The 22,680-nt window shown below is 61.7% G+C and carries 21 protein-coding genes; 6 read left to right on the forward strand and 15 right to left on the reverse strand.

Features of this window, described 5'->3' with window-relative positions; all coding sequences use genetic code 11:
• Nucleotides 1–33: 33 nt before the first annotated feature.
• The 4 genes from DCY11_RS02895 to DCY11_RS02910 all read right to left on the reverse strand — a co-directional run bounded on the left by DCY11_RS02895 (nucleotide 34) and on the right by DCY11_RS02910 (nucleotide 5,779).
• A complete protein-coding gene (locus DCY11_RS02895) occupies nucleotides 34–552 on the reverse strand; it encodes a c-type cytochrome (RefSeq protein WP_208430499.1) in 519 nt (172 codons plus the stop codon).
• Nucleotides 553–1,063: 511 nt separating this feature from the next.
• On the reverse strand, nucleotides 1,064–1,897 hold the full coding sequence (locus DCY11_RS02900) for a hypothetical protein (RefSeq protein WP_108681179.1): 834 nt from the start codon (nucleotides 1,895–1,897) through the stop codon (nucleotides 1,064–1,066).
• Between the two features lie 4 nt (nucleotides 1,898–1,901).
• Nucleotides 1,902–3,668 carry a quinoprotein dehydrogenase-associated putative ABC transporter substrate-binding protein gene (locus DCY11_RS02905; protein ID WP_159079758.1) on the reverse strand — a complete coding sequence of 589 codons (1,767 nt, stop codon included), beginning with the start codon at nucleotides 3,666–3,668 and terminating at the stop codon, nucleotides 1,902–1,904.
• A gap of 221 nt (nucleotides 3,669–3,889) precedes the next feature.
• Nucleotides 3,890–5,779, reverse strand: coding sequence for a PQQ-dependent dehydrogenase, methanol/ethanol family (locus DCY11_RS02910; RefSeq protein WP_108681181.1), 1,890 nt, complete (start codon nucleotides 5,777–5,779; stop codon nucleotides 3,890–3,892).
• A gap of 367 nt (nucleotides 5,780–6,146) precedes the next feature.
• Between DCY11_RS02910 and DCY11_RS15400 the strand changes: the two genes are divergently transcribed.
• A complete protein-coding gene (locus tag DCY11_RS15400) occupies nucleotides 6,147–6,473 on the forward strand; it encodes a hypothetical protein (RefSeq protein ID WP_159079759.1) in 327 nt (108 codons plus the stop codon).
• A gap of 21 nt (nucleotides 6,474–6,494) precedes the next feature.
• Here DCY11_RS15400 and DCY11_RS02915 read toward each other — a convergent pair whose 3' ends face one another.
• The 3 genes from DCY11_RS02915 to DCY11_RS02925 all read right to left on the reverse strand — a co-directional run bounded on the left by DCY11_RS02915 (nucleotide 6,495) and on the right by DCY11_RS02925 (nucleotide 10,925).
• A complete protein-coding gene (locus DCY11_RS02915; RefSeq protein WP_108681182.1) occupies nucleotides 6,495–8,411 on the reverse strand; it encodes a PQQ-dependent dehydrogenase, methanol/ethanol family in 1,917 nt (638 codons plus the stop codon).
• Nucleotides 8,412–8,841: 430 nt separating this feature from the next.
• Nucleotides 8,842–9,492, reverse strand: coding sequence for a response regulator transcription factor (locus DCY11_RS02920; protein WP_069444434.1), 651 nt, complete (start codon nucleotides 9,490–9,492; stop codon nucleotides 8,842–8,844).
• Complete coding sequence (locus DCY11_RS02925) at nucleotides 9,489–10,925, reverse strand: ATP-binding protein (protein ID WP_159079760.1); 1,437 nt, start codon at nucleotides 10,923–10,925, stop codon at nucleotides 9,489–9,491. Before DCY11_RS02925 ends, DCY11_RS02920 begins: the two co-directional genes overlap by 4 nt.
• A 537-nt stretch (nucleotides 10,926–11,462) precedes the next feature.
• On the opposite strand from DCY11_RS02925, the gene DCY11_RS02930 reads away from it, so the two are divergent.
• The gene (locus DCY11_RS02930) at nucleotides 11,463–11,879 is read left to right on the forward strand and encodes a hypothetical protein (RefSeq protein WP_159079761.1); all 417 of its coding nucleotides are present in this window, start codon (nucleotides 11,463–11,465) and stop codon (nucleotides 11,877–11,879) included.
• Nucleotides 11,880–12,050: 171 nt separating this feature from the next.
• Nucleotides 12,051–12,533: a hypothetical protein gene (locus DCY11_RS15405; protein ID WP_159079762.1), complete on the forward strand. Its 483-nt coding sequence runs from the start codon at nucleotides 12,051–12,053 to the stop codon at nucleotides 12,531–12,533.
• 136 nt (nucleotides 12,534–12,669) lie between these two features.
• Here DCY11_RS15405 and DCY11_RS02940 read toward each other — a convergent pair whose 3' ends face one another.
• Complete coding sequence (locus DCY11_RS02940) at nucleotides 12,670–13,497, reverse strand: hypothetical protein (RefSeq protein ID WP_159079763.1); 828 nt, start codon at nucleotides 13,495–13,497, stop codon at nucleotides 12,670–12,672.
• Nucleotides 13,498–13,646: 149 nt separating this feature from the next.
• Here DCY11_RS02940 and DCY11_RS02945 point away from each other — a divergent pair, with 149 nt between their 5' ends.
• Nucleotides 13,647–14,036, forward strand: a complete 390-nt coding sequence (locus tag DCY11_RS02945) for an HPF/RaiA family ribosome-associated protein (protein ID WP_208430500.1) — start codon at nucleotides 13,647–13,649, stop codon at nucleotides 14,034–14,036.
• Between the two features lie 5 nt (nucleotides 14,037–14,041).
• Here the strand turns inward: DCY11_RS02945 and DCY11_RS02950 are convergent, their stop codons facing one another.
• The 4 genes from DCY11_RS02950 to ppa form a co-directional block, all read right to left on the reverse strand.
• Nucleotides 14,042–15,601 carry a CYTH and CHAD domain-containing protein gene (locus tag DCY11_RS02950; protein WP_108681186.1) on the reverse strand — a complete coding sequence of 520 codons (1,560 nt, stop codon included), beginning with the start codon at nucleotides 15,599–15,601 and terminating at the stop codon, nucleotides 14,042–14,044.
• Between the two features lie 138 nt (nucleotides 15,602–15,739).
• Nucleotides 15,740–16,945: a GGDEF domain-containing protein gene (locus DCY11_RS02955; RefSeq protein ID WP_159079764.1), complete on the reverse strand. Its 1,206-nt coding sequence runs from the start codon at nucleotides 16,943–16,945 to the stop codon at nucleotides 15,740–15,742.
• 234 nt (nucleotides 16,946–17,179) lie between these two features.
• Entirely contained in the window at nucleotides 17,180–17,431 is a 252-nt protein-coding gene (locus DCY11_RS02960) for a DUF6455 family protein (protein WP_108681188.1), read from the reverse strand.
• A gap of 101 nt (nucleotides 17,432–17,532) precedes the next feature.
• Nucleotides 17,533–18,063, reverse strand: coding sequence for an inorganic diphosphatase (gene ppa / locus DCY11_RS02965; protein WP_108681189.1), 531 nt, complete (start codon nucleotides 18,061–18,063; stop codon nucleotides 17,533–17,535).
• A gap of 578 nt (nucleotides 18,064–18,641) precedes the next feature.
• Between ppa and DCY11_RS02970 the strand changes: the two genes are divergently transcribed.
• On the forward strand, nucleotides 18,642–18,929 hold the full coding sequence (locus DCY11_RS02970; RefSeq protein WP_108681190.1) for a hypothetical protein: 288 nt from the start codon (nucleotides 18,642–18,644) through the stop codon (nucleotides 18,927–18,929).
• Nucleotides 18,930–18,960: 31 nt separating this feature from the next.
• Nucleotides 18,961–19,329 (forward strand): STAS/SEC14 domain-containing protein, encoded by a 369-nt coding sequence (locus DCY11_RS02975; RefSeq protein WP_108681191.1) that lies wholly within the window; start codon nucleotides 18,961–18,963, stop codon nucleotides 19,327–19,329.
• A gap of 2 nt (nucleotides 19,330–19,331) precedes the next feature.
• Here DCY11_RS02975 and DCY11_RS02980 read toward each other — a convergent pair whose 3' ends face one another.
• From DCY11_RS02980 to DCY11_RS02990, 3 genes are read right to left on the reverse strand one after another with little or no spacing between them, the layout of a single operon-like run.
• Nucleotides 19,332–20,537, reverse strand: a complete 1,206-nt coding sequence (locus tag DCY11_RS02980; protein ID WP_108681192.1) for an ABC transporter permease — start codon at nucleotides 20,535–20,537, stop codon at nucleotides 19,332–19,334.
• On the reverse strand, nucleotides 20,537–21,265 hold the full coding sequence (locus DCY11_RS02985) for an ABC transporter ATP-binding protein (RefSeq protein WP_108681193.1): 729 nt from the start codon (nucleotides 21,263–21,265) through the stop codon (nucleotides 20,537–20,539). The genes DCY11_RS02980 and DCY11_RS02985 overlap by 1 nt, the downstream gene beginning before the upstream one ends.
• Entirely contained in the window at nucleotides 21,262–22,557 is a 1,296-nt protein-coding gene (locus tag DCY11_RS02990) for an efflux RND transporter periplasmic adaptor subunit (protein WP_108681194.1), read from the reverse strand. The genes DCY11_RS02985 and DCY11_RS02990 overlap by 4 nt, the downstream gene beginning before the upstream one ends.
• Nucleotides 22,558–22,680 lie beyond the last annotated feature (123 nt).

Consider the following 22,680-nt stretch of genomic DNA (forward strand, 5'->3'; position numbering starts at 1 on the left):
GCCTTTCACGACCAAATTGGTAGGCTGCGAAGCCTATTGACCGGGCGTCTGGGCCGGCTCGTTCACCTTCTTCATCGAGCTCGGGTTCTTCGAGCGGATGAACGCGATGACCTTCCACAGATCGTCGGATGTCTTGGCGATCGTGCCGAACGGCGGCATCGGGCCGGTCACGATTTCCTTACGGACACGCTTGTAGCCCTGCTCCTGCAGCTTGTCAGAGCCCTCGGCGATCAAGCGGAACACCGTGTCGTCGTCGGCGCCGTAGACCCAGGCATCGTTCGTCAGAGGCGGACACATGCCGCCGCCACCGCCGCCGCCATGGCAGCCGTTGCAGCTATAGGACAGATAGATCTTATGTCCCGCTTCCGCGACGCCATCGATTTCGTCGTTGTAGGGGTTGTGGAGACCGCCAACCGGGGTCTTCTCAATGAGTTCCAGCGGGGGCGTGGTGTCGCCCTTCTCGCAGCATTCCTCAGCACGAGCATCCAATGCAAACAGGCCAATCGCGCCGACAAAGGCGGCAGCTACTACTCCAGTAATAATCTTGCGCACGGTACGTCTTCCTTACCCTAGTTTCAGTTCTGGTTGAGCCTATCGAAATCAAAAAACGCCTATTTCGACCTTCCTCGAGCAATTGGCTGACATGCCTTCAATTGAGGGCATGCCGCGCCACACTACCGCCTTTGAAGGCGGTTGCGTCAGAAAAAAGTCGGAAAAAAGCCCACGGGCAAAGGACTCGCACGGCAGTTGAGCATGCCAAATCTTCCCCGGCGCGGGACGCGATCGCCCTGCGTTGCCGGTTCCGTGTTGCCCAGCCGCGCCGCTCATGAAGCGGCCCGTCTTACTCTTCGCCACGATCGAAATGGCGTTGTCCTCCTCAGCCCCGGAAGGGGTGCAATCTTTCGATTGGGAACAATAGGAATTTTTTCTTTGGATTCTTGGGCGCTTTGGCCGTTTTGCAACCGTCATAGTCGAAATGGCGCGAAGCGCAAGAGTATGTCACATGCGGCAAAGCGATGCGCCCTAAGCGGGCCCACCCGGCGACGCGCCCTCGCCCTCGGGCCTATTGGGTGATCTCGAAATCCATATCCTCGAAGGTGTAGCGCGGCACCTGGATCCAGATGCCGTCCTCATTGATGGGGACCTTGTGGATCTTCACGTCCGTCACATTCAGCCGGCCCGTCTTCTCGTCGACCCAGAAGTCCACGTCGAAATACTCGTCCTTGCTGCCGACGCGCCGGAAGTCTGTACAGGCAAAGTAGTGGCCGTCCTTCTTGAGATAGCGAACCGGCTGGTGCATTTCGACGAACTCCAGCGGGATGGTCTCCCCGGTCTTCTCGTCCTTCAGTTCAAGCGCGCCGTCGTCGTTCTTGTTCTCGGCGATGTAGTTGTGGATGGCACTCATCACGTGCCAAGCCCGCACCACTTCCATGTCGCCCGGATGCTCCTGCACCGGCAGCCACCACCAAGCGACCGGCAGACGGGTCACCATGATGTACCCATCGCCTTCGCGCTTCGGTCCCTTCTGAACGCGGATATCAATGAGATCGAGGCTGTCCCCGTCCCGTTGGGGCTTGAACCAGAAGTCGAGCGCGTATTGTTTCCGAGGATCTTCCTTGTCGTGGAAGATCGCATTCGCGAACCAGCCGTACCCTTTCATGCCGCGTACGACACGCATCTTCTCGTAGACGAGATTGAGGTCCTTGTTGAGCTTGGGATCGTGAAAGACGAACACACCGTCCTGCGACCGCTCTTTGATGACCGCTTCTGTTCGTGCCGTTACCGAGGCATCGTCGAAATCCGGATAGTCAGCCGCTTGCGCGAAACCGACCGCTCCAAACAAAAGGGCCGCGGCGATCGCCGCAGCCCCCCAGTTTTTCCGCAGAATTCCGGTCATCGTATCACTGCTTCACGGTGCTGCTGTCGTCGCTGTCTGCTTTCGTCGAAGCACTGGGCCGCGACAACGACAGAACCCGGATCGCCTGCGAGGCTTCCTTGTTGTCGTTGAGATTGGCGACATCGACGGCTGTCTGGCCTTCCGTATTCTTGACGTCCGGGTCGGCGCCGGCCGCCATCAGCAGGCCGATCATCGGGGCACTGTTGTTTGCAGCCGCGATCATCAGCGCCGTCATGCCATTCGCCGCCTGTGCGTCGATATTGGCACCCTCATCGACCAGCGCCTTGGCAATGTCGGTGGGGCGAACACTTCCCGGCAAGAAGATCGACCCTTCCGCAGGGCCTGTCTGCGCCGCGACAACCATCAGCGGGGTCAAGCCCTGCTTGCCCGAGGCGACACTGACATCGGCACCGCCGTTCATCAGCGCCTTCGCGGCCTCGTACTTCTTCTCCGCCAGCGCCAGGGCGAGCGGCCGGAAGTCTTCCTGACCCGGCACCTCAACATCGGCGCCGTGCTCGATCAGAGTCTTGATCGAGGGAACGTGGTCCCGCATCAGCGCCGCCGCCAAGGGCGTCATGCCATTGCCGTCAGCCTTGTTGGGATCGGCGCCCAACTCGACCAGAAGGTCGATCGTCTCGTCCCGCCGTTGGCGGGCTGCGGCCGTCAACGGGGTCCAGCCCTGCAAGTCCGGCTTGTTCACGTCGGCGCCCTTGGACACGAGGAATTTGATGCGGTCCTTGTCGCCGGACAGGAGCGCGTTGCTCAGTTCCTGATTGGGATCCGCCCCGTCTTCCAGCCAGCCTTCCAGCTTCTCCTGGGTCACGATCTGATCGGGCGAAGCGAGATCGGGACGCGCCTCGAACTTCTGATCGGCAAGCTTGATGTAGCTGCCGTGGGCCGGCAGATCACCGGGAACGTAGCACTTGCTGCACTGGACCAGCGGCACGCCGTATTCCTTCATCAGCGCGGTGAGTTCCTCAGCCTTGTCGTCCATGGCCCATTCGAGGAGGTATTTGAGGAAGACGTCCGTCGGACGCACGCCGATCGACATCTCGAATTCCATCGGCACCGTGTCGTCGTCGAGGTTGATGGGAACGATGTCGACGGGCTCGTTCTTCATGGTCTTCACCCAACCGGCGAACGGCCCGAATACGGCTGCAACGTCGAATTCTCCATCCAGCATTCTCTGGATCACGTACCAGGGCTGATTCTCGGGCACGAGGTCGCCGTCGTGGGTTTGGAGCTGCAGCTTCACGTTGTCGATGATGCCGCGCTTCGCCATCGCCTGGCGCACACCGGAGGTCTGGAAGACGCCGATGGTCAGATCCTTCAACTTGGGATCGTCCAGGCCCGACAGCTTCAAGCCCTTGTCGTTGCGGTAAACCAAGACATACGGCGTCTTGTAGACCGGCTCGGTCGTAAGCAGACGCTCATAGCCCGTGGGAATGTCGAACATGACGTCGCAGAGGCGTTCGTCGAAGGTCGACCGGGTCAGGCCGCGCTCGATAAAGGGCTGCCAGTGATACTTGATCGTGGCGCCAGTCGCGTCGGCGAGGATTTCGGCCATCTTGTTCTGAAAGCCCTCTCGCTGAATGCTGGAGAGCGGCATGTTCCCGGGGTCGGCACAGACATTCAGGGTCTTGAGCTTCTTGCTCTTATAGGCGGCCTTCGCGGCGGCACGGATCGCGATGTGCTCGGCGGGGGTCAGTTCTTCATAGGTCTTATTGAGATCGCGCCGGACAGGCTGCTTGTCGTCGGCGTGGGCCGACACAACAGAGATCGCAAGCGCAGCGACTGCAATTGTCGCGGAAAGTCTGGAAATTCGGAATGGCACGGGCGTTCGCCTCAACTGGTAAGGCGGGGCCGATCGGCGGGACTTGATCCCACCAGGCTTACCCGCCATGGGGGTCTATTTCTTCCCGGAATATATAAAAAGAGGCGCCCGATGCCACAAGGGCATCGGGCGCCAATTATTCTACACGTTTACGAGAGTTACTCGTAAATGCGGAAGACGTTCAGCGTACCGCCCTGCGGGATATGCTGCAGGCCAGCGGCCTTGGTCATGGCCGTAGCACCGATGGCGCCGAACTTATCGTTCAGGTCCAGACCAGCGGTGACCGGAAGACCGATCCAGCCGCCAATGCCGGAGTACACGCCAACGTACTGCTTGCCACCAACCTTGTAGGTGATCGGGTTACCGATGATACCCGAACCCAGCTTGCGGCTCCACAGGACCTTACCGGAGCTCCGGTCGACTGCGCGGAAGTCACCGCCCAGCGAGCCGTAGAACACCAGACCACCGTCGGTGACCATCGTACCACCCCAGTTCGGATACGGATCCGGGATTTCCCAGAGCGTCTTGCCCGAAAGGACGTCGTACTTCTTGATCTTGCCGGTCGTGCCCTGCTTTTCAGGATACATGTACACGTTCGCGAACACGTAAACCGTGCCCTGGTTCGTGTGCGTGCGCTCCTGAGGCTCGAGCTCCATGCACCAGTTGTTGGTGGGCATGTAGAAGACGTTCGGCTCCTTCGGATCAACAGCACCAGGCTGCTGGTCCTTACCACCCATCGCAGACGGGCAGGCAGAGACGTTACGGCCAACTTCGAGCGGCGAGTGGTCACGCACCTTGATCGGACGGCCGGTCTTCATGTCGACCTTCTCAGCCCAGTCCGTGGTCACGTACTTCGTGGCGCGCAGAAGCGTGCCGTCGGTACGATCCATGACGTAGGCAAAGCCATTACGATCGAAGTGGGTGAGAGCCTTCACCTTCTTACCGTCAATTTCCATGTCGGTAAGAATGTTCTCGTTGATGCCGTCATAGTCCCACTGGTCAAACGGAGTCATCTGATAGGCCCAGACAGCGTCGCCGTTTTCGATCTTACGAGCGAAGATCGTCATCGACCACTTGTTGTCGAACGCACCAGTGTTGCACTCCTCATGGGTCTTATCGGGGCAACGATAGGACGGGCTCCACAGGCCGGGGTTACCGGTCGAGTAGTAGACCAGCTTCAGCTCGGGATCGTAGGAATACCAACCCCAAGCAGCACCACCACCAATCTTGTAGTCCTCACCGGGGAAGGTCTTGATACCAAGATCCTCACCAGCCTGACCGAATTGGGGGTTGGCCTTGTTGGTTTCAGGCGTCAGGCACACGTCCTTGTCGGAACCCGTGCTGTGGCACACCCAAGCCTCGGAACCGTCTGCAAGATTGAAGGCGGCAACGCGGCCACGAGCGGCGAACTCATCGCCACCAAAGCCCATGAACACCTTGTTATCGGCGATCAACGGAGCCGGCGTGATGGTCTCACCCTTCTCGGGATAGGCGTACTTGACGACCCAAACTTCCTTACCGGTCTGGCCGTCCAGGGCAATCACGAAACCATCGAGAGTGCCATAAACGAACTTGCCATCGGCATAGGAGCCGCCACGGTTGACGGTGTCGCAGCAAGCGCGCGGCACAGCCGACTCGTCACGGTCGGTCTTCTTGACATACGACCAAACCTGCTTCGGGTTGTCGGCATCCGTCAAATCGAGAGCCTGAACAACGTTACAGTTGGCCATGGACGGGCAACCAGAAACCATGAACAGCATGGTCTTGCCACCAACATCCTTAATCACAAGCGGCTGACCCTCGTGACCACGAAGGGCGTTCGTGCCCTGGGCCCAAGACATCTGCAGCTTGTTGACGTTATCGGTCGTAATGTCTGAGAGCGTGCTGTGACGCGTCAGCTGAAAGTCACGACCAGGGGCAGGCCACTGGTCGGGATCAGCCATGCGCTTCAGCTGCTCTTCGTCGGTGTTCATAGCCGACGCCTGGCCAGCAAGACCCATCGTCACTGCGACGATGGTGCCAGTCAGGACACCATACTTCAGTTTCATATCTTTCTCCTCTCCCTAGCTACTCAGTTCACCGAAACGAACTCTGAGCAATTCTTTATGCCTTGGCGCCCCAACCCTAAGCGTTGCTTAAGGTCAATGAGCCCTCAGCAAATTCCGAAGCTGCCAACGTGTTTGTGGAAATTGGAGACTGCCAGAAAACGCAGAAGCAAAATCTCGCCTCGCGCCCGCTACTGGCTGCGGGTTCTCCGTTGAACACAAGACGCGGTGACACCTCACGAGGAAATTGCGCCCGACTCTTTGTAAGTCACGTTGCACCGTTCTTTCTGTGGAACTTCGTCACTCACTCATTGCCGAGCTACCCCCTCATAATTGCCAAATGTAATGCCATTGCAAGTGAAATGTGCCGATGGCAACGATTTCTGCCAAATCCAGTTTTCATTTGTTGCGCCGCACAAGATTCGACTGTGCGCACGCGGTAGAGCGCTTTCTCATCTGCATTTCACGTCTGAATTTCACGTCGGGCGAGACGTCGCCGATGACCAATGCGCCTCACCCGGCGGGAAGACTCGGCCTGGCGAAAATGCGCGGCGCGCCGTCATCGACCGCAAGCGCCGGCGTCACGCGTTCGTCTCCGCCAAGTGATTGCGACTCACGCGCATGCCATTCGGCCGTCAAAGCCGCCGTCGAACGAAAAGCGCCCGGTGCTGTGCTGCACCGGGCGCCAATCCTCTAAGTGTCCTAGCAGATACGAGTGTTAGTCGTAGATGCGGAAGACGTTCAGGGTGCCACCCTGCGGGACATGCTGCAGGCCAGCGGCCTTGGTCATGGCCGTCGCACCGATGGCGCCGAACTTATCGCTCAGGTCCAGACCAGCGGTGACCGGAAGACCGATCCAGCCGCCAATGCCGGAGTACACGCCGACGTACTGCTTGCCGCCGGTCTTGAACGTGATCGGGTTACCGATGATGCCCGAGCCCAACTTGCGGCTCCACAGGATCTTACCGGTCTCCCGGTCGACCGCGCGGAAATCACCGCCCAGCGAACCGTAGAACATCAGACCACCGTCGGTGTTCATGGTGCCGCTCCAGTTCGGATACGGATCCGGGATCTCCCAGAGCGTCTTACCCGTCAGGACGTCGTACTTCTTGATCTTGCCGGTCACGCCCTGCTTCTCAGGATACATGTACACGTTCGCGAACACGTAGACCGTGCCCTGGTTCGTGTGCGTGCGCTCCTGGGGCTCCAGCTCCATGCACCAGTTGTTGGTGGGCACATAGAACAGGTTCGGCTCCTTCGGATCGACCGAAGCGGGCTGCTGGTCCTTGCCACCCATCGCGGACGGGCAGGCAGAGACGTTGCGGCCAACCTCGAGCGGCGAATGATCGCGCACCTTGATCGGACGGCCCGTCTTGAGATCGATCTTCTCGGCCCAGTCCGTCGTCACGTATTTCGTGGCGCGCAGAACGGTACCGTCGGCAGCATCCCAGACATAGGCGAAGCCGTTGCGGTCGAAGTGGGAGAGAACCTTCCGCTTCTTACCGTCGACTTCCATCTCCGTGATGATGTTCTCGTTGATGCCGTCATAGTCCCACTGGTCAAACGGCGTGATCTGGTAGACCCAGACAGCCTCACCAGTCTCGATCTTCCGAGCGAACATGCTGAGGGTCCACTTGTTGTCGAAGCGACCCACCTGCCCGTCGAGTGAAGGATCGACTGCGTTGCACTCCTCGTGGGTCTTGTCGGGGCAGCGATATTGCGGGCTCCACAGACCTGGGTTGGCGGTCGAGTAGTAGACCAGCTTGGTGTCCGGATCGTAGGAGTACCAACCCCACGCCGTGCCGCCACCGATCTTCCAATCCTCACCGGGGAAGGTCTTGATACCAAGATCCTGTCCGGCCGTGCCGTAATGCGGGTTGGCCTTGTTGGTCTCGGGCGTCAGGCAGACGTCTTTGTCCGAACCCGTGGTGTGACACACCCAAGCCTCGGAACCGTCCGCCAGGTTGAAGGCGCCGACGCGGCCGCGAGCGGCGAACTCACTACCACCGAAACCGATGAACACTTTGTTGTCGGCGATCAACGGAGCCGGCGTGATGGTCTCACCCTTCTCGGGATAGGCCCATTTCACAACCCAGACTTCCTTGCCGGTCTGGCCGTCGAGCGCGATCAAGAAGCCGTCGAGCGTGCCGAACACGAACTTGCCGTCCGCATAGGAACCGCCGCGGTTGACGGTGTCGCAGCAAGCGCGCGGCACAGCCGACTCGTCGCGGTCGGTCTTTTTCACATACGACCAAACCTGCTTCGGATTGTCGGGATCCGAAAGATCCAGACCCTGAACCACGTTACAATTGGCCATGGACGGGCAACCCGAAATCATGAACAGCATGGTCTTGCCACCCACGTCCTTGATCACAAGCGGCTGACCTTCGTGACCGCGAAGGGCGTTCGTGCCCTGCATCCACGCCATCTGCAGCTTGTTCACATTATCCGTCGTAATGTCGGACAGGTTGCTGTGACGCGTCAGAGCAAAGTCACGACCAGGGGCGGGCCACTGGTCGGGATCAGCCATACGCTTCAGCTGTTCCTCGTCGGTATTCATGGCCGACGCCTGACCAGCGAGCCCCATCGTCACTGCGACGACGGTGCCGGTCAGGACACCTAACTTGAGTTTCATATCTTTCTCCTCTCCCTAGCTACTCGGCCGCAAGAGACCAAGCATCCACTTGCCGGAGACCGACACGCGTTGGCTGGTTGTGTCCCAGCCGTGGTCGTTCGTTCTCCGACCTTGGTTCGGAATGCCAGTGATGCGAATCGGAGTGGGCTGCGCGGGATGACTGGCAATTGCCAATCGCAGCGATCTCACTTGTCATCGTGCGGCATTCGCGACTTCCAAGTTAGCGCAGAATGCCGAGACGACTTTCACCATAGTAGTTGGAAGATAGCATCCCGCAGGTTGCCACTTTGCACCCGCAGTCTTGCCAATCGAGTCATTCGAGAGACTTCGATATTCTATGCGTTGCGCCGAATCCTAGCACAGACCTTCCAGTATGCTTGCTGACTAGACTCGCGGCGGCCGCGTAACGGCCGGCGAACTTATGGCAATGCTACCGCTGCATTTTACTGTTGGCGGCTGGAAGATGCTGAATGGCGATTCGCATGAGTTCCGGCAACGTCCGCACACCAAGCTTTGCCTTCAACTGCGTGCAGGTGTTGGCCACGGTCTTGTAGCTCACGTGCAGATGCTCGGCGATGACTCCGTACGGCTTCCCTTCCGCCACGAGGGCAAGGGTCTGCAGTTCGCGAACCGTCATGCGGCGTAGCGGATTGGTCGTACCGCGCGCTTCCATGAAGGCAACCTCCGACGCGAGGTCGTGGCTGAGATAGGGCCTGTTCTCCCGGACGCGCTGAAACGCCGTTTGAACTTCCTCGGGCGGCGTATCCTTGAGGACGTAACCCGTGGCCCCGACCTCGAGCGCACGCGACACGATCACCGGATCGGAATGCATCGTGAAAACCAGGATGGGTGTGTTCGGATCGTGCAGCCGCAGGCGACGGATAAACGACAGGCCGCCGAGCGACCCGCTATGCATGGCAAGGTCGACAATGATCACGTCGGGCTTCTGCATTCTGTAGGCACGGAAACCGTCGGCCAAACTCTGTGCCTGATGCACTTCTTTTACGCCGACATCCTCCAGTAACTGCCGGGTTCCCTGCAAAACGATCGGATGATCGTCGATGACGAGGACTCTAGTCATGATAGCTCCCTGACCGATTCTCGCGCCCGAACGGGCGCCGTAGATTCATTTTTTTTCTGCTTGATTGGAATTTCGACGCGAACGGTGGTGCCCTTGGATGGGACACCCTCGATCACGCAGGTACCGCCGACCGATCTGACGCGCTCCGTCATGGTCGTAAGTCCGAAACCTTTGGCTTTGTCTGGCTCCATGCCTTTGCCGTCGTCCGCGATCGTCAGACGGACCGCTTCGTAATCGCCGGCGCCGTTCGCGAGCTGCATCTGGTCCAGATCCACATCGATGTTTCCTGCATGCCCGTGGCGGATCGCATTGGTGATCGCCTCCTGAACGCAGCGATAAATCGCAAGATCGACAGACTCCCCGTAGGATTTCGCGACCGATCCGACGGCCGTATGAATCTGCGTATCGGGGTGTTGGCTTTGAAGACCAGCGGTGAGCTCGACGATCAGGTCCGCCAGCTTGACCTGGCCGAGCGGGCCCGGCCGCAGCTTCTTGAGAAGCCCCCGGTTCATGACCTTCAACCGTTCCGCAATCGAGAGGATCTCACCGGCGCGGCTGGAAATCCTCGTCGCCCGTTCCCCGTCCAAATGCCCTGCCGTGGTTTGGATCGACGACGCGTTCGCGGCAATGCCGAACAGACAGGCGCCCGCCTCGTCGTGGAGTTCGTTGGCGATTTCGCGGCGCTCGGCTTCCTGAACGTTGATTAGCTGCTGGTAGAGGCTCTCGTTCTCCTTGCGTGCCACGTCCAGCGCGCTTGCCAGCATGTTGAACCGATCCGTGATGACGGCCACTTCCTTGACCTTCGCACTCGGCAACCTGGCCCAATACTCACCACCCTCCAGCTGGTGCATGCCTCGAGATAGGCTCGCAAGCGGATTGAGCACCCGCCCGAGCACAATGTAGAGCACCACCAAGACAATGGCGTTGATGGCGCCCCAGATCAGCGCAAGCGAGAGAAAGTCCTGCCAGGCCTCCGAGATTTCGTCGGACGGCTCTCCGAGAATGATCACAGGATGCGAACCGTCCGGGAGAAGGCGCACCTTCCTTTGGGCGATCTCGGGATGGACCAGGGAAACGAACCAGCCGGGAGCATGGGATCCCTTGACCCCGGCGGCGGCGCCCTTGGGCGAAATGATGGCCAGCTGGCCGGAGTCGCTCAAGAACATGATGCGGACGTGCCGCAGATGTCTCAGCAGGGGCGGCAGTTCCTCGTCGAGGTCATCCAGCTTGCCTTGCCGGGAGAGATCCCTGAGCGTCACGTCGACGAAGCGTTCGGCGACTTCGAGCGACGACTCCATCTCGGCCTTGGTCGCCGTGCGCGTGTTGAGAATCGCAACGACGCCGGCCAACAAGGCGGCAAAGAGATTGATCGCCGCCACGACCACAATAAGTTGGGTGCGAACTGGCTGATCATACCAGAGCTTTTGCAGCACTTTCAGTATGTCTCCACAGTGCAGCGGACCAAGACAAGCAATGAACCCTCGCGGCTTGTCATCGGCCTTACCTATGCAAGTACCCGGGTGCGCCTATCATCAGCCTCAAGCGCGCTACGTAACGCATTGGAATCGCACGGGTAGGCCCTACGCAGTCCACGCCCGAAGTGGCCAAATAGCAATGCCACTCGTGGTAATAGCATTGCAAGATGTTCCCGACCAAGACTGGGAAAACCGGGACATAGCCGGAGGTCGTCTACATACCCCTCCAATTGGGCGATTTTGCCGGGGCAGGCCTCCCCGCGATCGCTATAGACCCTGACCATCGCCTTTTTGCCGCCGCTTCGATTTGCGACACGGAACCTCCGTGCCGTTCGGCCGTTTTCCCCGCACCTGCCCGCGACATTTTCGACAGGGCATGCCGAGGCATTTGTCCTTTCACGCCATACCGCTGGAAAGGTCGAGAGCCGCTCCCATATGGGGGTGGCGATGTTGAATTTGGCCCGTTCGGGGGCCTACCTTAAGGAGACCAAGCTCATGACATTCACCAAGATTGCAGGCACCACGACGGCTTTCATGCTGCTTCTCGGGGTTGCCGCCGCGCAGGCCGGCGACGTCAAGGACGGCGCGGAGGCCATGACCGACGGCGCAGCCAAAGGCACTGTCGGCGCCGCCAAAGGGGCCGGTGAAGGCGCGGTCGATGCGGGCAAGAGCGCCGTCGAAGGTGTCGGCGGCATGGCCAAGGGCGCTGCCGAAATGACCAAGAATCCGGTCAAGGGCGCTGGCGACGTCGGTAAGAGCGCCGTGGGCGGCACGGTCGGCGTCGCGAAGGGCGTCGGCGAAGGCGCCGTCAAAGCCGGCAAGAACGTTGTCGGCGGCGCCGCGGGCGTTGTGGGCGGCGCAGCCAAGATGACCAAGGGCGCGGTCGAAGGCGTTGTCGGCGGCGGCAACTAGACCGTCGATTATCTTTGCAATGCACAATCGGGGTGTGTGATGGGGTCCATCGCACACCCCGGTCGATTCGACCTATCGGGATTGCCGTCACACACGGCGGCAAGGGACTACGAAACTTCAAGACTACAGAACTTCAAGACTTCGGGACTTCAAGACAGGGAGACGAAACCAATGACGATCACCCAAAAGGCTTGCGTCGCGCTTGCGCTGACGATTGGCCTCGGCCTCGGAACGGCGCACGCCGAAGAGAGCTGGCTGGACACCATCAAGGGTGCCCTCGGACTCTCCGAAGACGCTGCCGATAAGGCAGCGGATAGCGCCGAAGGCGCCGCCGACACGGCCGGCAAGGCCACGGAGAACGCCGTGGAAGGTGCAACCGGCGCCGCGGAGAATGCCGCTTCAGGCGCGGCCAGCATGACTGAAAGCGCCGTCGAGGGTGCGGCCGACATGGCCAAGGACGCCGGTCGCGGCGCGGTCGACATGGGCAAGGAAATGTCCAAAGACGCCATGGGCATGGGCGAAGCCGCCGGCGGCATGATGGATAGCGCCGTCGAAGGCGCTGCCGGCATGGCGAAGGAAGGCTCCGATGCCGCGGTCGATATGGGCAAGGAAGTGACCAAGGACGCGATGGGCATGGGCGAGAGCGCTCAATAGGCTTCCATCGCCGTTCGCTCTCAGAACGATATGGGGCGCGACGCCGGAAGGCCCGCGCCCCTTTTTGCGCGTCAGTTTCTACGCGTCCGTCATGTGCCTTCCGCGCCTACGCCGGACAGGCTGGAGCGCGGCACGTCTAATGGCTCATCAAGACGGCAACGTCGGTGTTGCGCAGCACGTGATCGGTCGCACCGCCGAACACCCATTCCTGCCAGCGCCAGCGGCCATATCCGCCCATGACGAGCAGAACGCCTGAACCCGCCTCCTCGAGGATGGCATCGCCGACGTCCCGTGCGCCCAGAGGGGCCGACGTCAACTCGACCGGCAGGCATGCCGCTTTCAGATAGTTGGCCATCGCCGTGGCCGTCTCGTCTTCGGGTTCGCCATCGGGAACAAGACTGATCAGCCGGACCCGCCGCGCTCCTTCGAGAAACGGCGCGGCCGCGGCAACGGCGCGGGCGGATTCGACCGAATCCTTCCAAGCAATGACGACCGTCTCGCCGATATGGTCGCTCGCTTCGTCCGGCACGAACAGCGCCGGGCGCCCCGATGAGAACAGCGCGGCATCCCGGGCTTCCCCGAACATCTCGTCGTCGGCCGCCGAGACGGTCGGCAACACGCTGAAGTCCGCGGTCTTCGCCCGCTGTGCAATCGCCGGCCCCACGAGGCCTTCGACGGTAAGCAATTGCGATTCGACGTCGTCCCACTTGGCCGCAGCCTTTTCGAACCAGGCCACCGCCTGCTTTTCCTCGTACTCGACCTGCTTCCGGGACACGTCCAGATAGGCTTCGAAGTAGACGGGGCTGAGCTCCGTCGCATAGGGCAAGCGTTGGGACGGCGGCGGACAGGGATGCAAGACCTCAAGCTCGGCCTCGAAACGCCGCGCAAGCCCGAAAGCCACGTCGGAACAGGTGGCCGTCGTTCCTTTCGAATTGATGGGAAGTAGCACTCGTGTGGGCTTCATGACGGACCTCGAAATACTCCGTTCGGCTAGTTGTACACGCTGTCCGCCGCACCGTATCGGCGCTTTGACTCAACGCAAACAAGACGCTCGCCTTTTCTCCACATTTGGGAGCAAAATAGTGGGTATCGTTTGCAGAATTGAGACGCAGTATGGAGGCGCTTTATGGAATTTCCCTTGGATATCAGCTTCCGCAACATGGATCCTCTGAGGCAGTCGAAACGCGAATCCGCGAAAAGGCCGCCAAGCTCGGCCGGCTCTACAATCGTATCATAGGCTGCACGGTCGTCGTCGAAGCCCCTCACCGACATCACCACAAGGGAAAGCTCTACAGCGTTCACATCGACATCAGCGTCCCCGGCAAGGACCTTGTCGTGGACCGGGCGAAACCGCTCGACCATGCCCACGAGGATGTCTATCTCGCGGTTCGCGATGCGTTCAACGCCGCGGAACGCCAGCTCGAAGACCATGCGCGCCGGATGCGCGGTGATGTGAAGAATCACCCGGCCGCCCGCGACAGCGCCGTTCCGCCTGCGGAGTAGTCCGCCTAGGCCTTCCAGAAGGGCTTGACGTCGGCGAAGCGCGCATAGGCGTGCTTCGCCGTTTTCATGAGAGCCTTCTCTTCGCCGGGATCCACTTTCGGCATGGGCATCGTCCCGGACTCATGCCCGGCGCCGCCGATGTTGAAGATCGTCTGCCGGTTGGCGATATCGTTGAGCGTCCCGAGCGAGTCTTGCAGCAGCTCCAGCGCCGCGAGGGATTTCCGGCACCTCTTGGCTTGTCTCTTGCCCGGAAACGTCGCGCTGAAAAATTCGCTTCCGTACCGCATCCGCTTGGCATGGATGCGCACCCTGTGGCGCTCGGCCACGCTCAGCTTCGGCAGGCCCTTCCCCTTCTTCACCACGCTTCGGCGCAGCCGCGATAGCTTCGCCGACGCGTAGTCCGCGACGGGCTTTCCCGCGAGCGGGTTATCGCTGTGAGTCCAATCGCCAAACTCGATCCACGCCCCGAGATCCAGAAGCGCCATGCGGAAGCGCGCCGAACCGGTTGCTTCGACGGCCGCTCTTTGGGCCTGCGCCCGCGCTTCCCGCACACGATCCTCGACGGCCTTCCATCCCGGATCGTCGGGATACTCCGCGCGATGCGGTGCCACGATGTCGGAGCTGAACACGTCGAGATCGCGAGCGGTCCCGAGGTGGCTGGCGATCCATTTGAGTTCGGCGGCAATTCGGGGACGCTGCGGGCTGTCGACGACGTCTCCGAACAGCAGCACGGCTGCCCGCATGCGCCGGAGCCCGACACGCATCTGGTGCAACGCTTCGGCTTTGCCCTCACGGGTCCCGTGCAAGTTCGCGAGCACTTGTCGCAAGCAATTGCGCGCGGCGATGCGGAATGCGTTCGCACAGGTCTCATCGGGCGGGATGTCGACAGGGAGTGCCTTTTCGAATTCGGGCTCGCCGCCGTCGAGCAGATCGAAACCGCGTTCCGCCTTGGTCTTGACACTGAGAGTCAACGGCACGGTTTCGGCGAGGCGCTTCGCCAGTCCAAACAAGACGGCCGCGGTCCCGGACTTCAGTTCGAGTTCAAGCTCGCAAACACGCGCCCTCTCCTCACCGGCGACGATATCGCCCTGATCGACCGCCACCTCGATCAGACTCCCGCCGTCGTCGATCAGAAATGTCCGGCGCAAAAACCTCGTCTCGAAACGCGGGCCGAGGCCTTCGCGCACCGCGTCGCTGAGCAGCGGCTCGAGAGCGGTTCCCGCGGCCGCGGACAGGTCGTAGCTTTTGGTCGGCAGATCGCATTCCCACTCGCTCCGTTCCAAGAACTCGCTCTCGGCGCGCGCGGTCTTGATGGTCTGGACATAGCCCGTGCCGGTACTGCGCACCCGCAAGAAGACGCCGGCTTTTCTCAGAAGATCGTCCGGCGTGTCGTAATAGACGGAAAGAAGCTCGCGCTCTTTCGTTTCAAGAACGCGCGGCCCAGGCGCCGCGCCATCTCCTGCCGCCAGGAGGGGGTGCGCCAACACGGCCGAGGCGTGCTCGGGGTCAAAGACGAGCTTGAGCTCGATTTCCTTTGCGTCACTCGCCGGGGTCTCTCCGGACACAATCCCCTCCCAATACGACCGGTAGCGGCACGCCGATGCCGTTTGTGGCGATTATTCTAGCCTTGCGTAACAGGAAGGTACATGTGGCGGCAGCGCGGATCGACCGCCATAAGGCCGTTGGTGCTGCGGCGGATAGCGTCAGGCGGACCGCACCTGCGAGAACTCCAACAGACCGGGCCTCGCAAAGAGCCGTGTTGGAGACGTACGCACGACGCGCCCTTCGCCGACCGGCACGACCGTGTCGTCGGAGCCGATGAACACGACCCGGTTCCGGCCCGCGCTCTTGGCGGCATACAGGGCCGCATCCGCGCGGCGGAAGAGGCTCGAGAGCCCGGAGTCGACTTGCCGGTCGGCGGTCACGCCGATACTCACCGTGGCGCCAACCGGAAGGCCACTCACGAACCCGCCGGACTCGGCGAAACGCGTCCGCAGACGCTCGGCCACTTCGACCGCTTCCTCGGCACCGACGCCAGGCAATATGGCCGCGAACTCCTCGCCGCCGAGGCGGCCGATGACGTGGTTCTCCTCAAGGCTCAGCTGCGCGACCTTGGCAAAGAGGCGCAGTACCTCGTCACCGAGCGTATGCCCGAAGGTGTCGTTCGTATCCTTGAAGTAGTCGAGATCGGCGATGATGAGCGAGACCGGCGTGCCCCCGCCGTGCAGGCGCCGCTCCACGACCGACTCCGCAATCTCGAACAGGGCCCGCCGGTTCGGCAACCCGGTGAGACTATCCGTCAGCGCATTGCGCCGCTGCTCCTCCTCGTCGCGTTCCTTCGCCATGGACAAGACCATGAAGGCCAGCGCAACGCGCAGCAGCAGGGTCGCGAGCACGACAAAGGGCAGCCATTTGCTGGTCATGGCCGCGGCGACGGACTCGAGCGGCACCGTGACGGCGACCGGGATCCAGGAGACATACAAAGTACTGGCGAGCACCAAGAGCGCGATGGCGGGCCAAGACTGGGATGCATCGGGCATCCGTCTCAACTCATAGGCCGACGCGAAACCATAAGCGGCCAAGATCGAGCAAACGACCACGAAGCGGTCGTCCATCGACGTCGCAAGCCCCAACAACACGGAAAGCAGCAGGACTGCCGGACCGAGCAGGATCAGGAACGGCGCCGACGGGCGCCCGGCAAAGCGCCGCACGGCATGCCATTTCATGCCCCACGCCAGGGTCGCCAGGGTCGCCCCGAGCACCATGCCACCCGTGAAGCCCGACGTGATGGACCAGAGCATGGCCATACCGCCCAGGCTGAAAACCAACACCGCGAGGCCCCACGAGCCCACGAAGCGCGGCGCAGCCTCAAGCGACCAGCCGTCGCGGCCCCAAGTGAGCAGCAACATGCCAGCTAGCACTGCGGCCACAGTAATGTCTGCGGCCGACATTGTTACCAAGTCGAGATGCATACCAGTTTGTATTGTAAGGCCCGAAATACCCTAGACTACTCCCAGGCCAATAATACCATCGCGCGGCAGCGACGCACGCCCGTTTTTTCACAATACTGAAACAGACCCTACTGCCCGGGCACGCATTTGACCGTTTCCCCGGCCGGCCCGCACGGCACCATGCTGTATGCGCTAGCTCTTGACGGCCTGGAACAGGGTGGCGTTCGGACAGAACGGTTGCGGATCGCCTGCGGTGTGGGCGGCGAGCCAATTCGTGCACGCGTCCTTACATTCGCAGGCATGACAATTCGCACGCGCGCGGATGTAGGATTGGCCGCCGTCGAGATCGACGACATCGAATTGCTCCACGCCGACTGTCTCCATCATGTCCTCCATGAGGACCTGACGGTGGAAGCCGGCTAGTTCAGGCTTTGGATCGGTCATGACGTTCCCCCGGGCTGCGCGGATCGATCTCGCGCTGTCCGGGTACTGGACGACAGAGGGAAGGCCGCCACCTTGAGTTGGATCAAGCGATCCGGACGCCCCTAGGCTTCCGCGTTGCGCTCAATTCCGGCGCGGATCAGCTCGCCCGCCTCGCCAACCTCGGCCCAGCGCACGACCTTGACCCATTTGCCCGGTTCCAGATCCTTGTAGTGCTCGAAGAAATGGCCGATCTGCTCGACGAGAATCTCGGGCAGGTCGCGATAGCTCGACACCCGCTTGTAGTACGGATGGAGTTCGTCGATCGGCACGGCGATGATCTTTTCGTCGATCCCGGCCTCGTCCTCCATGAGAAGAGCCCCGACAGGACGTGCACGAATGACCGCGCCCGGCGCCACGGGCGTCGGCGTGATCACGATGCAGTCGACGGGATCTCCGTCTTCGGAGAGCGTGTGCGGGATGAAGCCGTAGTTCGCCGGATAGAACATCGCCGTGTGCAGGAAGCGGTCGACGAAAAGCGCGCCCGACTTCTTGTCGACTTCGTACTTCACCGGCGATCCGCCTTGCGGGATCTCGATGATCACATTGACTTCGTGGGGCGGATTATCGCCGACCGGAATGTGAGGGATATCCATAGAAACGCTCTCTCCTAAGCTCTGTGAACGGCCGGCCGGTCTAGCGCCGCCGTCCTAGTCAAACCTGACGCTCCCCGCGTCGCATCCGGCCTGGATGTACCGAGGGGCTTTGCGCGGCAACAGGGCCCGGTAACGACCTTGTCCATCCAAGTCGTTGAAACTACGGGCATAGAATGCCCCGCCGGGTCCGCGCCCGGCGCCGTGCCGCTTGTGAAGTCCCGCTGCTGATAGCACGTCCAGAGAGGGTTTCCAGGGCTATATCCATGCAATTGATAACAAGTCGCACTGTCGTCGAGCCCCCTCCCCGATCCCGCCACGACCCGTCGCCGTAGGGCGCTAAAGCCCGGCCAACATCGTCACAAAACCGGCTGCCGTTTACGCGAGAGTTCGGCAATTCCGCCCCACGCTCTACCCCGGACCATACCGGCCGGTCTAGAAGCCTAAAGTAGGACGCCGTCTGATGCGGTCCTTGGCGCGCCGGAACGCCTCGGACCGCGCGCCCCGGCGGGGCTGTTCACCGCCCGCGCGCTTCGGTAAGAAAAGGGTCGGACGCCCAAACAAAACAAATCGGAGGAATCATGCGCTCGGGTTTTATTGCTTTCGGCATCGCTGCCGTCGCGCTCACGCTTTGCGGGACCGCCGCCCAAGCCGAGGAGATCCGCTGCCAGGCCATCCGCGACTCCGCCATGTGCGCGTCCCAGCCCGAATGCTGGTACGACGCGGCCAACAACAAAGGTTGCCTCCCCGGTCCTGCCCCGGCATCGGACCCCTGCTCCAATCATCTCGGCGAGTCGACCTGCAATACGAGCAGTTTCGGCTGCACGTGGAACGCCGGCGACGAGACGTGCGTTTCCAAGGGTCCTTGAGGGTCCGTCCTTCAGATACAAGGAGCGCTTCATGATCGAGCTACTCAAAGGCTTCCCGAGCAACGTCGTGGCCATTGCCTGCCACGGCAATGTCTCGCGGCAGGACTACGATGACGTGCTGATTCCAGCGGTGGAGAAGGCGCTCCAATCCCACGACAAGGTCCGCATGCTGTACGAGGTCGCGCCCGACTTTACCGGCTACGATGCCGGTGCGGCTTGGGAGGACTTCAAGACCGGCATGGAGCACTTCACCAAGTGGGACCGTATTGCCGTTATCACCGACATCGAGTGGATCGCGGGCGCGGTGAAGATCTTCGCCGTCTTCCTGCCGAGTTCGGTCCGCGTCTACCCGCTCGCCGAGGCGGCTCAGGCCCGGCTCTGGATCACGCAAGCGTCCTAGCGCTACTCGTGCCGGAGCGCATCGATCGGATCGAGCTGCGCAGCGCGGCGGGCCGGAAAATAGCCGAACACCACGCCGATCAGAGCCGAGAAGGCGAAGGCGATTAGCACGATCCCGGGATCGAAGACGAACGGGATGGCCATGCCGGCGGAGGCCGCGCCCGCAAGCCCCAGCCCCAATAGGACGCCGACCACGCCGCCGAACAGGGAAAGCACGACAGCCTCCACCAGGAACTGCATCAGCACCTGACTCTCCTGCGCGCCGATCGCCAGCCGGATGCCGATCTCGCGCGTTCGCTCGGTCACGGAGACGAGCATGATATTCATGATGCCGATGCCGCCGACCAGCAGGCTGACGCCGGCCACGGCGCCAAGCAGCATGGTCAAGACGCCGGTGGTCGCCGCTTGCGTGTCGGCGATCTGTTTCATATCCGCGACGCCGAAATCGTCCTCCTTGCCGGCGGAGATGCCGCGCCGTTCCCTGAGCAGCCGTTCGATGTCCGCCTGAACTTTCGATGTATCGGTGCCGTCTTCCGCCGACACGGTGATCCGGTTGATGTCGGTATTGCCGGCGATGCGCCGTTGATAGGCGCGAAGCGGGATCAGAACCACATCGTCGCGATCGTTGCCGAAACCGGATTCGCCCTTGGACTCCAGGATACCGATCACCTCGCAGGAGACATTGCTCAAGCGGATGCGTTTGCCGATTGCGTCTTCGCCGCCAAACAGCTCGTCCTGCACCGTTTTGCCGAGAATGCAGACGGCCTGGCCGCTGCGCGTCTCGCTATCGAGAAAATTCCGGCCCTCCGCGAGATTCCAATCTTGCGCGACCACATAGCTTGCGTCGGTCCCGATCGTGCCGGTGCTCCGGCTCTCATTGCCATAGACGACGGTCACGGACTGCTGCGCCAACGGCGCGACCGCACGGACGCCGCGCAATTGCTCGCGCATCTCGATAATATCGCGCGCATTGAACGGCTTCGCGGTCGCGCTCGACCGTCCCGGCCCCCATTGCCCGGGACGGACGAACAGGACGTTCGTGCCGAGCTTGGCCATCTCTTCCTTGACCTTGGCCGTCGTGCCGTTGCCGATCGTGACCATGGCGATGACGGCGCTGACGCCGATGACGATACCCAGCAGCGTCAGGAACGAGCGCAGCGCGTTGCGCCGGATCGCCTGAACCGCAAGCTTCAAGGTCTCGTAGAACATCAGGCGGCCTTTAGGACGGCGCTGTCGCGGGCGATACGGCCATCGAGAAACTCGACAACGCGGCTGGCATAGCGCGCCATCTCCGGCTCATGCGTGACCATGAGCACCGTGATCCCACGGGACCGGTTGAGGTCTACCAGCAAGGTCATGATCTCATCGCTCGTCTTGGTATCGAGATTGCCGGTCGGTTCGTCGGCAAGCAGCACCGCGGGGTTCGTCACGATCGCCCGGGCGATGGCGACGCGCTGCTGCTGACCGCCTGACAATTCCGCCGGCGTGTGTCCGGCCCGTCCCGCAAGGCCGACACGCTCGAGGGCGTCCATCGCAAGCGGACGGCGTTCGGCCTGCCGCATGCCGCGATAGATCAGCGGCAGTTCGACATTCTCGACGGCGGAGGTCCGAGCCAGCAGATTGAAGCCCTGAAACACGAAGCCGAGATAGTTACGGCGCAGAAGCGCGCGCTGGGTGCGATCGAGACCGCCCACCTCCACGCCGTTGAACAGGTAGCTGCCGGACGTCGGCTGATCCAGGCAGCCGATAATGTTCATGGTCGTGGATTTGCCCGACCCGGACGGCCCCATGACCGCCGCGAATTCGCCGCTGGGTATCGTCAGGTCGACGCCGTCGAGCGCCCGCACCTCGGCCTCGCCGTGTCCGTAGATCTTCGAGACGTTGCGCAGGTCGATGACGGTCGGCGCAGCGCTGCTGCGGGCCTTGTCCGTGCTCACTTGGCCGTCTCCGTGTCGACGATCAGACCCTCGTCCACGCTGAGGTCGCCTTTCACGATCTCAGTGCGCTTGCCGTCGGTTGCGCCGATGGTGACGGAACGGGCTTCAGGCGCGCCATCGCTGAGCGTCCAGACGGTTCGTTCCGGCCCCGCCGGCTGGCCTGTTGAACTCGGCCGGCGCAGCCGCGGGGGCCCCGGCATCAGCTTCTGCAGGAAGCTGCGCTGGTCGCGCGGTTCGGTGCTGGGCGGCGTGAACCGCAAGGCCGCATTGGGCACGGTCAACGCATCGTTGACTTCGGCGACGATGATTTCTGCCGTCGCGGTCATGCCCGGCCGCAACAGCAGTTCGGAATTGTCCGTGGTCAGCACGGCCTTGTAGGTCACGACGCCCTGAACCACTTCCGACCCGTAACGGAGCTCCCGAATTTCGGCATCGAAGTGCCGGCTGGGATAGGCGTCGACGGTGAATCTGGCTTTCTGGCCTTCGTGAACTTTACCGACATCCGCCTCGTCGACATCCACCTGGACCTCCATCTTTTTGAGGTCCTCGGCGATGGTGAACAGAATGGGCGCCTGCAGCGAGGAAGCCACGGTCTGGCCGGGTTCGACATTGCGGCTCAAGACGACACCGGTGATGGGTGAAAGGATCTGTGCCTTTTCCAGGTCGGTCTCGGCCTGGGCGAGATCGGCGCTCGCAGCAGCCACGTCGGCCTTGGCGCTTTCCTCCGACGCCAGGGCGCGCTTGAGATTGGCTTCGGCCACTTCCAGATCGAGGATAGAGCCCGCATGGGTCTTGGCCAGCTTGCCCTTGCGTTCGAACTCCAGCCGCGTCTCCGCCACACTGGCTTGCGCTTCGCTGACCTTGGCCTTGGCCGCTTGCAGCCTGGCGCTGGAACTGTCGACAGCGGATTTGAGCTTTTGCGTGTCGAGTTCGGCGAGGACCTGCCCCTCGGTCACGGCGCTGTTGTAGTCCACGAGGACGGTGCGGACGATGCCGGACAGCTCGCTCGAGATCTCGACGTCATTGGTCGGCTGAACCGTGCCCGTGGCCGTGACGGTCACGGTCAGATCGCCGCGTGTCACGGGCTCCGAGACGTAGTTGACACCGTTGGTCGACCCGCCGCCCCCGAAGAGCGTGTAGGCGAGCAGTGCGGCGGCCGCGACAAGGCCGAGAATGATGACAGGACGAAACCGGCGAAGGCGCGATGCCGGTTTGCCAAGCCCTAAGACGGACTCGAGCTCGGCCTTTGTGTCCTCCGGCTTGATCTTCTCAGGGGGCACGACTTCGTTCATGGACTTCCTTCGGGTCACGGCCTTATGCGAGTGCACCGTGCGCCCGCGTTGACGAGTGTCAAATTAGCGTCTTGCAGCGCGCGTTGCCGGAAAATTTTGTAACGAAACCAAGCAACTCGCACC

It is taken from the genome of Methyloceanibacter sp. wino2, from assembly GCF_003071365.1.
Classification (GTDB): domain Bacteria; phylum Pseudomonadota; class Alphaproteobacteria; order Rhizobiales; family Methyloligellaceae; genus Methyloceanibacter.

Bases quoted from the DNA above. Each gene is read 5' to 3' on its own strand.
- DCY11_RS02900 (WP_108681179.1), bottom strand. From the start codon at position 1,897: ATGACCGGAATTCTGCGGAAAAACTGGGGGGCTGCGGCGATCGCCGCG.
- DCY11_RS02910 (WP_108681181.1), bottom strand. From the start codon at position 5,779: ATGAAACTGAAGTATGGTGTCCTGACTGGCACCATCGTCGCAGTGACG.
- DCY11_RS15400 (WP_159079759.1), top strand. From the start codon at position 6,147: ATGGCAACGATTTCTGCCAAATCCAGTTTTCATTTGTTGCGCCGCACA.
- DCY11_RS02915 (WP_108681182.1), bottom strand. From the start codon at position 8,411: ATGAAACTCAAGTTAGGTGTCCTGACCGGCACCGTCGTCGCAGTGACG.
- DCY11_RS02920 (WP_069444434.1), bottom strand. From the start codon at position 9,492: ATGACTAGAGTCCTCGTCATCGACGATCATCCGATCGTTTTGCAGGGA.
- DCY11_RS02930 (WP_159079761.1), top strand. From the start codon at position 11,463: ATGACATTCACCAAGATTGCAGGCACCACGACGGCTTTCATGCTGCTT.
- DCY11_RS15405 (WP_159079762.1), top strand. From the start codon at position 12,051: ATGACGATCACCCAAAAGGCTTGCGTCGCGCTTGCGCTGACGATTGGC.
- DCY11_RS02940 (WP_159079763.1), bottom strand. From the start codon at position 13,497: ATGAAGCCCACACGAGTGCTACTTCCCATCAATTCGAAAGGAACGACG.
- DCY11_RS02945 (WP_208430500.1), top strand. From the start codon at position 13,647: ATGGAGGCGCTTTATGGAATTTCCCTTGGATATCAGCTTCCGCAACAT.
- DCY11_RS02955 (WP_159079764.1), bottom strand. From the start codon at position 16,945: ATGTTGCTGCTCACTTGGGGCCGCGACGGCTGGTCGCTTGAGGCTGCG.
- DCY11_RS02960 (WP_108681188.1), bottom strand. From the start codon at position 17,431: ATGACCGATCCAAAGCCTGAACTAGCCGGCTTCCACCGTCAGGTCCTC.
- ppa (WP_108681189.1), bottom strand. From the start codon at position 18,063: ATGGATATCCCTCACATTCCGGTCGGCGATAATCCGCCCCACGAAGTC.
- DCY11_RS02970 (WP_108681190.1), top strand. From the start codon at position 18,642: ATGCGCTCGGGTTTTATTGCTTTCGGCATCGCTGCCGTCGCGCTCACG.
- DCY11_RS02975 (WP_108681191.1), top strand. From the start codon at position 18,961: ATGATCGAGCTACTCAAAGGCTTCCCGAGCAACGTCGTGGCCATTGCC.
- DCY11_RS02980 (WP_108681192.1), bottom strand. From the start codon at position 20,537: ATGTTCTACGAGACCTTGAAGCTTGCGGTTCAGGCGATCCGGCGCAAC.
- DCY11_RS02990 (WP_108681194.1), bottom strand. From the start codon at position 22,557: ATGAACGAAGTCGTGCCCCCTGAGAAGATCAAGCCGGAGGACACAAAG.